The organism is Luteitalea sp. (assembly GCF_044337415.1).
In the GTDB taxonomy this organism is placed as follows: Bacteria; Acidobacteriota; Vicinamibacteria; order Vicinamibacterales; family Vicinamibacteraceae; genus Luteitalea.
The window spans coordinates 1-12706 of record NZ_JBIINP010000016.1; the positions used below are offsets into that span (position 1 = coordinate 1).

A 12706-nucleotide genomic window follows, 5' to 3' on the forward strand; every position below is an offset into this window, starting at 1 on the left:
GCTTCAGCGCGAGGCGACGCACCAGCAGGCCGAGCTCGCGCAGGTGGTAGTCGCCCCACATGCACGACTCGCCGCACGGGATGGCCTGCCCCTTCGGGATGTGGTCCCAGCCGTTGGGCCGGTGATAGACCGCGTGCAGCAGCAGGCCCTGGTGGGTGCGCGACGTCGACAGGTACGGCTCGTCGAGCAGCGTCCGCGTCACCGTGAGGCCCGCGGCAAGATAGCGCTTGCCCTCCGCGTCGTCCTTCCCGCCGAGATACAGCCCCAGCCTGATCAAACCCTGCGCCGCGATCGCGGCCGCGGAGCTGTCCACCGGTTCGTGGTCGTTGTACGGGTCGGCGGGGTGAGCGAGATAGTCGCCGAGGTGCGCGAGCCCTGGCGCGCCGGTGTCCCAGTACGGCACGCCGCACGTCGGCGTGTGCGCGAGATAGAAGTCGGCGGTGGCGCGGGCGGCGTCGAGGTAACGGCGGAGCACGGCCTTCTTGCCGCCGTACGGCTCGAACTCCTCGGGTGCGCAGGTGGACAGGAACTCGAGCTGCTCGGCGTACCCGGTGATCACCCACGCGAGGCCGCGCGTCCACGTGCTGAACGGCGAATAGCCCTGCTGCGTCGACGGGCAGCGGAACGAGCCGTCCTTCACGTTGAAGACGGCCTCGTGCACCACGCGTCCGCGGATGTCGTACGCGTCGCGCCCCTTGCCGAAGTAGACGACGAAGCGCGCGTTGGTGTCGGCATGCTGGATCAGCCGACCGAGCAGCGAGAACTTCCGATCGCGCTCGCCCATCAGCACGTGACCCAGGCGATGGCCGACAGCCAGCGAGCGCAGCGATCGCATCGTGTCGGCAAACAGCGAGTGCGGCCCGTTGAAGGAGTGGATGTAGCCGAGTCCCTCAGGCAGTTCCGTCCAGCGCGCCGCCTGCACCGCGCCCGACACCTTCAGCGCGAGCTCGTAGAACGCGATCTCCCACTCGCTGGCGTCGATCCGGCCCTCGCGCGCCAGGCGCAGCAGGTTGCCGTACGTCGACACGTTGTTGAAGCCGTGGTCGTGCACGCCGACGTGGCTGACGTGGCTGGCCATCAGCGCGACAGTCGCCTTGCGCCCGATGTCGAGCATGGCGGCATCGCCCGTCGCGTCGTACTGCAGGATCGCGGAGCCGAACTGGAAGCCCTGCGTCCACTCGGTCCAGCCGCGCGACGTGTACTTGCCGCGCACGGTGAACACGGGGGTGCCATCGGCGGGGTTCCACACCTTCTCGATCAGCCCGACCTTGCGGCCAGACAGGTCGAACATGCGGTCGATGGCGGGGAGCAGGGACTTGGGCGTGAGGCGTTGGTCGAGTCGGATCATGATTCGGCAGTCGGCAGTCGGCGGTCGGCAGTGGGGACAGCGGGGCGTCGCTACAGCCGACGGATGTGGAAGCCGCCGTCGAGGTGGATCACGTCGCCGGTCGTGAACGGGAACGCGCCCGAGAGGACCGCGCGGACGGCCTTGCCGACGTCCTCGGGGGTCCCCCAGCGGCGCTGCGGCACGAGGCCCTCGGCCAGCAGCGCGTCGTACTTGCCCTTCACGCCGGCGGTCATGTCGGTGGCCATGATCCCCGGGCGCAGTTCGAGCACCTGCACGTCGTCTGCCGCGAGACGCACGGCCCACAGCTGCGAGGCCATCGCCAGGCCGGCCTTCGAGATGCAGTACTCGCCGCGGTTGATGGATGCGGTGTCGGCCGAGATCGACGTGATGAACAGCACCTTGAAGCCGCCCTCGAGCGCCGGGGCATAGCCCTTCGCGAGCCAGTGGTTCGCGACGGCCTGCGTGAGGAAGAACGGCCCCTGGAGGTTGATGCGGATCAGCTCCTCGAACGAGGCCTCCGTCATCTCGGTGACGTCGGCCCGCACGCGTGGCGCCATGCCGGCGTTGTTCACCAGCGCATCGAGGCGCCCGAAGGTGTCGAGCGTGTGCGCCAGCAGCCCCGCACGATCGTCGGGATTGCCGATATCGCCCTTCATCGGCACGAAGCGCTGCTCCGGTCGCGTGGCCGCCGCAGTGCACAGCTCCACGGTCTCGTGCGCCGCTGCCGCATTGCTCGCGTAGTTGATCGCCACGGAACACCCGGCCGCGGCCGCCTCGATGGCGATGCCACGACCGAGCCCACGGCTTGCGCCGGTCACCAGGACAACAGGAATCACGGGCAGAACTTTACCGCACGGAAAGAGCAGAAGAGTAGGAGAGCAGAAGGAAAGAAGGCAGAGCGGGAAGGACGAAGAACGGAAGGATGAAGGACGGAAGGGATGAAGGAAGGCACCGCCTGAGCAGGCCGGAGACCGTGTCAGAAGATGCGCGACGAGCCATCCGGGGCGATCCGGCGGACGCGCTGGGCGTTGGTCGACGACGCCTCCAGCACCCACAAGGCGCCGTCTGGTGCGACCGCGACGCCCGTCGGCTTCCAGTCGCGTGGCGTGGTGGCCACCGTGGTCACCTGCCCCGACAGCGAGAGTCGACGCACCGCGCCGTCCTCGTAGGCCGCTACGTACAACGCGCCATCGGGACCGCTGGCCATGCCCATCACGGCGAGGCGCTCGCGGCTCCGGCTCAGGGCGTCCGGGAGCCGTTCAGCCGCCGCGCCCCTGCGGATGCGCCACACCACGCCGCCCTCACTCACGTAGCAGGTGCCGTCGCGTGTCACCGACAGCCACGACTGGTTGGTGAACGCCATCGTCGCCAGCACCTCGGGCGACGCACCGGGCGTGGCCCGCGTCATCACGCGCGCGGGCCGAGACCCTTCCACCCAGTAGAGGTGCCGCTGTGCATCGCGCGCGAAGGTGAAGTCGCGATGGTCCTGCAGGAACCCCTTGCGATTCGGGATGACGACACTCACCGCGCCGTTGGGCGCGCGCTTCCACACACGGTGGCCCCAGGTGTTGGCGGCCTCGCCGTCGTACCAGAGGTGCTCGCCGTACAGCGTCCCGTCGTCATCGAGCCACAGTTCGTGCGTGTGCACGTCTGGCACTGCGACGCGCCGCGTGCCGTCTGGCGCGATGGTCCACACGCGTTCAGTGTCGCTGTAGTAGACGGTGCCGCCCTTGTCGACCACCACGCTCACGGCGGGATGCGCCAGCAATGGGGAGGAGGCGAGCACCGGCAGGCAGCCGGCGAGAAGAGCCCGAGCAAGTCGCGTCATGCGTCAGCCCCTTGCGTTGGAACGGCGTGGCCGCACACACTCTGCGCCACACGCGAGGACCGGTGCAAGCGCGAGGAGATTAGTGATGGGAACGCGAGAGGTGGCTGCAGGCATCGCCGCGGCCGTGATGGCAATTGGCGCGGGGCTGCACACCCAGGCACCGCCCCAGCAGGCCGCTCCGGCACAGCCAGCGCCCGTGGCTGCCGAGGCGCCGCGGCCGCGGCCAACGCCGCCGACACGGCCCGGGTTGCGGCTGGTTACCGGCACCGAGCTTCCGGACGGGACGCTGCCGCGCCCCACCCAGGACGGCAACTTCATCATCGGGCCCACGCACACGGCCGCGCCCGAGACGATCGCGCGCGACGATGTGCCGAAGGGGACGACGCACGAGTTCACGATCACGTCTGCGGAGAGCACGGTGTATCCGGATGGCATCGCACGCGATCCCGGCACGTTCGGCACGCCCGATCCGGCGAACCCCGCGAAGCTCGACGTGCCCACGAGCCGGCCTGCGCCGTGGACGCGGAAGGTCACCGTGTTCGTGCCGGCGCAGTACGTCCCCGGAACCGTTGCCCCTTTCATCGTCGGCGCCGACGGGCCAGACCCGATGCTCTTCACCACGCTCGAGAACCTGATCGCGCAGAAGCGGCTGCCGGTGATGATCGGCATCGCCGTGGCCAACGGCGGCGGCGACGCGCAGGGCAGCCAGCGCGGGCGCGAGTACGACACGCTCTCGGGCCGCTACGCCGAGTTCATCGAGAAGGACGTGCTGCCGCAGGTGGAGAAGCGCTTCAACGTGCGGCTCACGAGGGACCCCGACCAGCGGGCGACGATGGGGTGCAGCTCCGGCGCGGCGGCCGCGCTCTCGATGGCGTGGTATCGCACGGACCTGTATCACCGCGTGCTCGGCTACTCCGGCACCTACGTCAATCAGCAGTGGCCGTGGAACCCGGATACGCCGCAGGGCGCGTGGGGCTATCACACGACGCTGATCCCGAACACGCCGCGCAAGCCCCTGCGCATCTGGATGCACGTGGGCGATCGCGACCTGTACAACCCCAACGTGATGCGCGACCAGATGCACGACTGGGTCGAGGCCAACGAGCGCATGGCGCAGGCGCTCACTGCGAAGGGCTACCCGTACCAGTTCATGTTCGTGCGCAACGCTGGCCACTGCGACAGGGCAGTCAAGGCACAGACGCTACCCACAGCACTGGAGTACGTCTGGACAAGGTAAGAAGAGTAGAAGAGTAGAAGGAAAGAAGGCAGAGCGGGAAGGAAAGGAAGGACTGCAAGGGAAGGAAGGACTGAAGGGGGGAAGTGGCATGGCGTGTGCTGTGGAAACAGAACGTCATGCAGACGCGTCGGAGGGATCTTGTTCAGCGGTCGTCGGTGTTTTCAGGGCGTTTGCTGCGCTTTACGGCCATCGAGCGCAAGCGCGGCGTGATTCCGCACTCGTTGTTGCAGCAGGCGCTGCGTGCAGGAACTGCGATTGGCGCGCACGCGGCGGAAGCAGATTCTGCAATGACCCGCCGGCACCTGATCGCCCTGAGGGCGGGCGCCCTTCGTGAGGCTCGTGAGGTGGTGTACTGGCTCGGCCTGATCGATCAGTCCCGCCTGTGCGCCCCGGACAGCGACATCTCCTGGCTCCTGGGCGAAGCCAACGAACTCGTCGCCATCCTCTCCGCCTCGATCAGGCGACTCCGGGAACTCCCGTGATCCCTTCTTTTCCTTCTTCCTTGCCCTGCCTTCCGCCTTCCCGCTCTGCCTTCTTACCTTCTACTCTTCTGCTCTTCTTCCCTTGGCTCTATCCGTGCCCTATCCCTGTCTCGCGCGCGAGCACATCGAGGGTGCGCGCGTAGAGGTCCTCGACTTCGTCGGGACTGCCCGCGATCACCGTCAGCCCGAGTTTGCCGTACTCCGACAGCGCCCCGATCAGGTGGAACAGCACGCCTGATTCCGTGCGGTGCGAGTAGTGCAGGCCGTTGTCGGTGACGATGTCGATCAGGTCCTCGGGGAGGACGCCACGGTAGGTCGCGGCCCGGAGGTTGTCGGTCGCCATGTAGTACTTCGGGCGGCCGCTCAGCGACACGAACTGACCCGAGTCGGGATCGAGCGTGCCGCCGGTGAGGAACTGCAGCGCGAGGAACGGGTGCGTCGTGCCGAGCACGCGCAGGTTGATCTCCAGCGCCGTCAGCTTCCACGCCTCGTCGACCGAGTCGCGGTAGGCGAGGAAGTCGACGCCGAAGCGACTCACCACGCCCTGCCGGGCCAGCACCTGCCCCACGAGGATGCTCCGGTACTGGATCGCCATCCGGTAGTCCTCGTGCGCGGGGAAGCTGCAGCCCTGGTAGACCTGGCCCGACGGCCCGCCGAGGATCTGGTCGTGCGTGGAGGTGGGCAGCACCTCGCCGGTCGGGCTCGTGCGCAGCTGCGCCGACGGCGACACCTTGATCGCCGCGTCGACGAACTCCTCGACGATCCCGCCCATGCGCGTGAACTTCTGGAAGTAGTTGTGGTGCGTCTCCCACGGCACCGCGAACTCGAGGGTCCGCAGCGCCTTGCGGATCGCCTGCCGATCGTCGGCCTGTTCGGGGAAACGGAAGATGGCGTTGCCTTCGCCCGAGAAGCTCTCGTTCAGCTTCACGACCGCCTTGCGCAGGCCCGGCCGGCGATGCGCGAGCTCGACGAGCGCGTCCTCGACGTCGGCCTCGCCGGTGAGGTCCTCGAAGCCCTCGGGCAACTCGACGCCGGCCTCGCGGAACACCTTGCGGCTGCCCGACTTGGTGCCGAGATAGTTCAGCGTCGGGTCCAGCCCGTTGAGCGGAATGCCGAGCAGCACCGACAGCTTCCGCTCGAGCGGCGTCGAGTTGAAGATCGTGAGGTAGGCGCGCGACGGGTCGGGAATCGCCTGCCTGATGCGCTCGATGAGGCGCGGCCGCTCCAGGATCTTCTGCGTGAGCGCGCGCGGCGACGTGTCGTACGTGCACAGCATCGTCAGCCGCGCCCGCGCGTGGCTGGCCGGGACGCCTGCGAGCAGGTGCAGGTAGTAGTCGAGGATGAGCGGGTGCACCGGCTGCGACGTCACGTACACGACGTGGGCGCGCGGGTTGCGGAGGCGGATCAGCAGGAACAGCAGGCGCTCTTCGTAGAACGTCGCGCCATCGAGCTTGCGCAGCTCGTCCTGGTCCAGCGTGAGCGACGGCACGACCACCGACGTACCCGGCTGGTCGGCCGTGCGCATCAGCACGTCCCACACCTGGTTCAGGCGCGGCTTCAGCTCCTCGAAGCGGCGCAGTTCCTCTTCCGGCGACAGCGTGGCGGCAAATGGCGGCTGCGGGATCACAGCGCGGCTCCGAGTTCGTCGAGGGACAGGACCTCGCCGGTGGCGAGCATGGCGAGGGGCGTGGTGCGTTCGTGCAGCGGCCAGGGACGCCCGAGCGATTCGGCCGCCAGGCGCAGGCGCCGCAGCAGGTGATAGCGGAGAGGACCGTGCAGGGAGAAGCTCGACGTGAGGGCGAGCTGCGCCTCGCCGTGCTGCTCGTCGAGGGTCTCCATCAGCGTGCGCCGACGTTCCTCGTACCAGCGCGCGTCGATCTTGCCCGCCTCGTGGCGCCGCCGCAGCAGCGACAGCTGCCGCGGGCGGTTGACGATCTCGGGATGATGGTTCACGCCCAACACCCGGGGCATCCCGTCGTCGGGATCGCTCGCCACTTCGAGCATCGTGAGCGCCGGCCCGACGGCGCCGCCGAGGCCGAGCGTCTCGTGGCCGAGCGCCAGCAGTGGCGCGGGCAGCGGCCCGGACGGCAGCAGGTCGTACAGGCGGCTGTCGAGCACCGCGATGCGCTGCGAGGGACCGGCCTGCGTGCAGAGGTGGCGGAACCACGGGTGGGCCTGCGCGTCGGCCGTGAGCGCGTTCTCCATGATGCCCGCGCTCTTGCCGCCCTTCTCGGGACCACGCAGGTGAGCGTCGGCCACGCCGAGCCAGCGGCACATGATGCCGAAGGTGTGGCAGATGCCCAGGAGGACGCCTTCGGGGTGCGCGCGCAACTGGTCGAACAGGGCGAACACCTCGGGCTCCCAGGCCGGATCCTCGGCGATGCCCTGGCTGCCCGGGTCGCAGCCGTCGTTGCGACGGGGATCGAGGTGGCCCGGGCCGCCGGTGCCGATGCAGAGCAGGCCGCGGTCCGTGTCGAGGGCCGGCGTGCCGCCGTGTCGTCGCACGTCGTAGGACGAGACCCGGACGCGCAGGCCGGCGGCGTCGAGCGCATCGCGCAGGTCGCACACCACCTGCCGGAGCGACCGGATGACCGCCGCGTGCCCGAGGTTGGGCCAGCCGTGGTTCATGTCCAGCACCGCCACCTCGATGGTCGATGCGTCGGCCTGCGGCGCGTCGTCGCGCGTGTTCACGCGCTGGTAGAGGAAGCCGCTTGCCGGGTGCCGCGTGGGGCAGTCGGCAACGCAGGCGTCATGCCCGTGAGCGTACTGATGGCGGCAGTCGAAGGGCACGGTCTCTCGGGCGTCCAGGGAACAGGGGTGGAACGGAGCGATCGTACACGACAGGGGAATTGGGCATCACGTCATGCCCCATGCCTCATGACGGCCAGAAGGATGAAGGGACAGGGATGGCCTCGAGGTGCCCGGACCTACTCTGGCGCCCCGATCGCGGAGTCGAGGGCCCGGCGGGCCAGCCAGCCCAGGATGCCGAGGACCATCACCGAGAGGCCGATGGCGATCGCGGCCGAGCCGAACGCGTCGCGCTGGCTGAAATCGAGTGTGGACAGATGCGTGCCGGCCTTGACGGCCACGGCCGTGCGGGGAGCCAGGCCCACCAGTGTGCCCAGCAGGTACGCGCCGATCGGCACGCGGGCGGCAGCCAGGGCTGCGTTGCTGAGGGCGAACGGCGAGTTGGGCGGCACCCGCACGAGGGTCACCACGAAGAGGGTCTTCCACCAGGACCGGCCCACGAGCGCGTTCCTGATGGCCAGCCACCGGGGACGCTCGGCCAGCACCTGCGCCGCATGCGCTACCGACCATCGCCGCGCCCAGGCGTAGTTGATGCCCGAGGCCAACACGAAGCCGGCCAGGGCGGCCGGGATGCCGATGCGGTCGCCGAACGCCCAGCCGCCGAGCAGCGCCGGCGCGTAGGTGGGCAGGAGCGCAAAGCCGCCCAGCAACGCGAAGCCGGCGATGTAGAGCGCCACCCCCTCGCCGCCGAGTCCCTGCAGCCACGGCCCGATACGGGAGACGTACCCGAGCAGCAGCGCGGCGCCAATCGGCGGCAGCGCCAGCGAGATGATCGCCAGCGGCGCCAGTCGTCGTGCGGCCGTCGAGCCGGTGGGGGGCTGGTTCATCGAGGGAGGCTCAAGGCTACAGGATCAGGCCGCAGACTGCTGTCTGAGCCCTGAGACGAGCCCCAAGCCCCGAGCCGCCCGGGCTGCACCGTCAGCATGCTTTCTGAGCCCTGAGCCCTGAGCCCTGAGCCGTGTACCCCGTACCCGGTACCCCGTACCCGGTACCCCGTACCCGGTATCGGTTCCGTCAGCCCCGTCCCGTGGACTGTCGCCAGCGCTTCAGGATCTCCCACCCGAGCGGCAGCACCGAGACGATGATGACCAGCAGGATGACATGGTGCGCCTGCTTGGCGAGCGGGCTGAGTCCGAGCAGGTAGCCGATCCACAGCAGGCTGGTCACCCACAGCACGCCGCCGATCACGTTGTAGGCCACGAAGCTGCGGTACGGCATCTGGGCGACGCCCGCGATGAACGGCACGAACGTGCGCATCACCGGGACGAACCGCGCCACGATCAGCGACGATCCACCCTTGGTGGCGTACAACTCCTGCGCTTCGTACAGGTACTTCTTCTTGAAGAACCGGCTGTCTGGCCGGTTGTAGATGGCCCGGCCCGCCTTCATGCCCAGGCCGTACCCTACCTGGTCGCCGATGACGGCCGCCGCCACGAGCAGCAGGTTGGTGAGCCAGATGTTCAGCGGCGGGAGCCCCGGGAACGCGCCCGAGCACACCACGCCCGCCGTCACGAGCAGCGAGTCGCCGGGCAGGAAGAACCCCGCGAGCAGGCCGGTCTCCGCGAAGACGATGGCCACGAGGACACCCAGTCCGCCCCAGGCGATCAGGGCGCGCACGCCCTCGTCGCTGTGCAGCGTGCGGAGCCAGTTGAGGAGTTCGGCGATCAGTTCCATGCGGCAGGGCGGTCGGTCCCGGGCGGGCACGGCCGAAGGTCAAGGATACGGGACGGGCGGGTCGAACGCCCAACCCGGCACCCGACCACCCGCCAGAGAATAGGGCTAAACTGTCGCGCAACAGGGACTTGCCGTGACCACGCCAGATCACCCGTCTCCAGCGCCCGCCCCCGCGGACCGGCCGTGGACTGCCACCGAGGACCTGATGGCCGAGGTCCGGGCCCGTGTGCGCGCCGAGGTCCGCTCGCGCCTGGTCAGGAGCGGCGTCCGGGAGTTCGAGGACGAGGCGGTCTTCCTGGCCGCCGAGCAACTCCTCGAGCGGGCGCTCGAGCAGCGCGACCGCCCCCTCCTCCTGCTCCCCGAACTGCTCGACGACGAGGACGACTGGCGGGTGAATCCGTCGCTGCGGCTCTCGAGCCATCGGCCGATCGCCGGCGGCGCCATCGTCTGGCTCAAGCAGAAGCTGGTGCTGCCGGTCACGCGCTGGCTCTACGACTACAGCCGCGAGAACTTCGCCAGGCAGGAACGCCTCAACTTCGTGCTCATGGCCTGCCTGCAGCAACTGGCGATCGAGCATGCGCGGCTCACCGCGCGCGTCGAGGCCCTCGAGCGCGAGCGCACGCCGACGCCCGACCCGGAGGCGCGTTCGTGAAGCTCGCCTGCGTGGTCCAGCGCTACGGCGCGGACGTCACCGGCGGGGCCGAGGCGCACTGCCGGGCGATTGCCGAGCGCCTGGCCGAGCATCACGACGTCACCGTCCTCACGAGCTGCGCCAAGGACTACCTCACGTGGCGCAATGCGTATCCGCCCGGCGCGAGTCAGCTCGGACGGGTGGCCATTCGCCGCTTCCCGACGACGCATCCGCGGCACCTGCATCGGTTCGCCGATCTGAGCCACGAAGTGTTCGGGCGCCGCTCGACCACCGAGCAGCAGCACGCGTGGTTCGAGGAGAACGGGCCGACCGTGCCGGGCCTGCTCGAGCACCTGCGCGCCGAGGGGGCGTCGTACGACCTCGTGCTGTTCTGGTCGTACCGCTACTACCCCAGTTACTTCGGCCTGCCGCTGGTGCGCGACAGGGCGATCCTCGTGCCCACCGCCGAGGAAGACCCGACGATCTGGCTCGACGTGCTCGGCGATTTCTTCACGCAGCCGGCCGGCATCGTGTTCCTGACCGAGGAGGAGCGCGACCTCGTCGCCAGTCGCGCCAAGGGCCCGCTGCCGCCTTCGTGCGTGATCGGATCCGGCCTGGCACCCGCCGAGCTGCCCCACCCCGAGTTGCGGGGCGAGCTCGAGAACATGGGCGTGAGCTTCCCCTACGCGCTCTACCTGGGACGGCTCGAGAAGAACAAGGGCTGCGACACGCTGTTCCGGCACTACCTGCACTACGTCGAGCAGGGGCGGCCGACGCTGCCCCTCGTGCTCGCCGGACCCGAGTTCATGGAAGTGCCGAGCCACCCGCAGATCCGTCCGCTCGGGTTCGTGCCTGAACACCTGCGCGAGACGCTGCTCGGCAGCGCGCGGACGCTGATCATGCCGTCGCCGTACGAGAGCCTCAGCCTGGTGCTCCTCGAGGCGTGGAACCATGGCGTGCCCGCGCTCGTGAACGGCGGCTGCAAGGTGCTGAAGGGGCAGACCCTCCGCGCCAACGGCGGACTCTACTACCACCATGCCAACGAGTTCGTCGAGGGGCTGTCGCTGCTGGCCACCGACGAGGACGTCGCCCTGCGGCTCGGCGCGCAGGGCCGCGCCTACGTGGAGACCTGGTACCGGTGGCCCCGCGTGATGGCGACGCTCGAGCCCTTTCTGGCACGGGTGGCCGACAAGTGAGCGCGGCCGACAGGCCGGGCTCGGAGAGCCGGCCCTACCTGGATCCGACGGGGCGCCACCCTGCCGACGGGCCGGGCTCGCGAGGCCCGGGCGCAGCCAGCGACACGCGCACGGAGGTGGTCGCCGGGCTCACCACCTTCCTCGCCACCGCCTACATCATCGTCGTCAACCCGGCCATCCTCAGCGACGGCACGGGCATGCCGTTCGACGGCGTGCTCACGGCGACGGTGCTGTTGTGCGCCGCGCTCACCATCCTGATGGGGGCGTACGCGCGCCTGCCGTTCGCGGTGGCGCCGGGGATGGGGCTCAATGCCTTCTTCGCCTACACCATCGTGGTCGGCCAGAAGGTGCCATGGCAGACGGCGCTCGGCATGGTGTTCTGGGCCGGCGTGCTCTTCCTGGCGATCTCGCTCACGCCGATCCGGGAGCGCGTGGCGACGGCCATCCCCGCGTCGTTGCGAACGGCGATGGCGTGCGGCATCGGCCTGCTGATCACGTTGGTCGGCCTCAAGGGGGCCGGCATCATCGCCGCCGATCCGATCACCATCGTGCGGCCCGGGCCGATCACGCCGCAGGTGCTCCTCGCCGTGCTGGGCCTCGTGATCGCGGTGGCGCTGATGGCGCGCGGATACGCCGTGGCCTTCCTCGCGAGCATGGTGACGGTGACGATGCTGGCGTGGGGCTTCGGGTTCATCACGCCGCCATCGTGGGTGAGCCGGCCCGACTTCACGGCCGTGACGTTCAAGCTCGACGTGTGGGGCGCGCTCGCGCCGGCCCTGTGGCCGTCGATCATCGCCGTGCTATTCACCGATCTCTTCGACTCGTTGAGCACCTTCATGGGCGTGGCGGAGGCGACCGGCTACACGGACGAGAACGGCCGCCCCCTGCGCTTGCGGCAGGGACTCGTCGTGGATGCGTGGGCGACCCTCGGCGCGGGTCTGCTCGGGACCTCCTCGGGGACCGCCTACGTCGAAAGTGCGGCTGGCATCAATGCGGGCGGTCGGACCGGCCTCACGGCCATCGTCGCCGGGCTGTGCTTCCTGCCGGCGTTGTTCCTGGCACCCGTCGCGGCGGCGGTGCCGTCGTATGCGACCGCACCGGTGCTGATTCTTGTCGGCGTGCTCATGTTCCGCACGAGCCGGACGCTCCCGTTCGGCGTGCTCGAGGAGATGGTGCCGGCGTTCCTCACGCTCGTGCTGATTCCGCTCACGCTGTCGATCACGCAGGGCCTGCTGTGGGGACTCGTCGCCTACGTGGTGGCGTTCGTCGTCGCCGGCCGCGCCCGCGAGCTCACTGCGTGGAACTACGGCCTTGGCGCGTTGGCGACGGGGCTGCTGTATCTGCACGGGTAATTTGAAATTGGACATTTGAAATTCACGGGCGAGGGCCTGCCGGCCGCTCGCCATCACCAGCAGTCACAAGGTCGGGCCGGTTCTCCGAGTTCGAACGCCATCGACGCTCAAGCGGCGAAGGCCGAAGGCCAAGCCGCCGAGAATTTCGAA

12 protein-coding genes are annotated in these 12706 nt (G+C 69.3%); 5 read left to right on the forward strand and 7 right to left on the reverse strand.

Features of this window, described 5'->3' with window-relative positions; all coding sequences use genetic code 11:
• The 3 genes from ACIRDX_RS04805 to ACIRDX_RS04815 form a co-directional block, all read right to left on the reverse strand.
• Window positions 1-1348 (reverse strand): glycosyl hydrolase (locus tag ACIRDX_RS04805; protein ID WP_396624265.1); only part of this gene is annotated, 1348 nt, incomplete at its 3' end.
• A gap of 50 nt (window positions 1349-1398) precedes the next feature.
• Window positions 1399-2184, reverse strand: coding sequence for a 3-ketoacyl-ACP reductase (locus ACIRDX_RS04810; protein WP_396624266.1), 786 nt, complete (start codon window positions 2182-2184; stop codon window positions 1399-1401).
• Window positions 2185-2324: 140 nt separating this feature from the next.
• Complete coding sequence (locus ACIRDX_RS04815) at window positions 2325-3176, reverse strand: hypothetical protein (protein WP_396624267.1); 852 nt, start codon at window positions 3174-3176, stop codon at window positions 2325-2327.
• A gap of 85 nt (window positions 3177-3261) precedes the next feature.
• On the opposite strand from ACIRDX_RS04815, the gene ACIRDX_RS04820 reads away from it, so the two are divergent.
• The gene (locus tag ACIRDX_RS04820) at window positions 3262-4413 is read left to right on the forward strand and encodes an alpha/beta hydrolase (RefSeq protein ID WP_396624268.1); all 1152 of its coding nucleotides are present in this window, start codon (window positions 3262-3264) and stop codon (window positions 4411-4413) included.
• Window positions 4414-4508: 95 nt separating this feature from the next.
• Window positions 4509-4895: a four helix bundle protein gene (locus tag ACIRDX_RS04825; RefSeq protein ID WP_396624269.1), complete on the forward strand. Its 387-nt coding sequence runs from the start codon at window positions 4509-4511 to the stop codon at window positions 4893-4895.
• Between the two features lie 88 nt (window positions 4896-4983).
• Here ACIRDX_RS04825 and ACIRDX_RS04830 read toward each other — a convergent pair whose 3' ends face one another.
• The 4 genes from ACIRDX_RS04830 to ACIRDX_RS04845 form a co-directional block, all read right to left on the reverse strand.
• Entirely contained in the window at window positions 4984-6522 is a 1539-nt protein-coding gene (locus ACIRDX_RS04830) for a peptide ligase PGM1-related protein (protein WP_396624270.1), read from the reverse strand.
• Window positions 6519-7685, reverse strand: coding sequence for a hypothetical protein (locus tag ACIRDX_RS04835; RefSeq protein ID WP_396624271.1), 1167 nt, complete (start codon window positions 7683-7685; stop codon window positions 6519-6521). Before ACIRDX_RS04835 ends, ACIRDX_RS04830 begins: the two co-directional genes overlap by 4 nt.
• A 137-nt stretch (window positions 7686-7822) precedes the next feature.
• Entirely contained in the window at window positions 7823-8530 is a 708-nt protein-coding gene (locus ACIRDX_RS04840) for a VTT domain-containing protein (RefSeq protein WP_396624272.1), read from the reverse strand.
• A 187-nt stretch (window positions 8531-8717) separates the two neighbouring features.
• Window positions 8718-9377 (reverse strand): VTT domain-containing protein, encoded by a 660-nt coding sequence (locus ACIRDX_RS04845; protein WP_396624273.1) that lies wholly within the window; start codon window positions 9375-9377, stop codon window positions 8718-8720.
• 133 nt (window positions 9378-9510) lie between these two features.
• Here ACIRDX_RS04845 and ACIRDX_RS04850 point away from each other — a divergent pair, with 133 nt between their 5' ends.
• From ACIRDX_RS04850 to ACIRDX_RS04860, 3 genes are read left to right on the forward strand one after another with little or no spacing between them, the layout of a single operon-like run.
• A complete protein-coding gene (locus tag ACIRDX_RS04850) occupies window positions 9511-10029 on the forward strand; it encodes a hypothetical protein (RefSeq protein ID WP_396624274.1) in 519 nt (172 codons plus the stop codon).
• On the forward strand, window positions 10026-11204 hold the full coding sequence (locus ACIRDX_RS04855; RefSeq protein WP_396624275.1) for a glycosyltransferase family 4 protein: 1179 nt from the start codon (window positions 10026-10028) through the stop codon (window positions 11202-11204). Before ACIRDX_RS04850 ends, ACIRDX_RS04855 begins: the two co-directional genes overlap by 4 nt.
• Window positions 11201-12556, forward strand: a complete 1356-nt coding sequence (locus ACIRDX_RS04860) for an NCS2 family permease (RefSeq protein WP_396624276.1) — start codon at window positions 11201-11203, stop codon at window positions 12554-12556. Before ACIRDX_RS04855 ends, ACIRDX_RS04860 begins: the two co-directional genes overlap by 4 nt.
• Window positions 12557-12706: the final 150 nt, after the last annotated feature.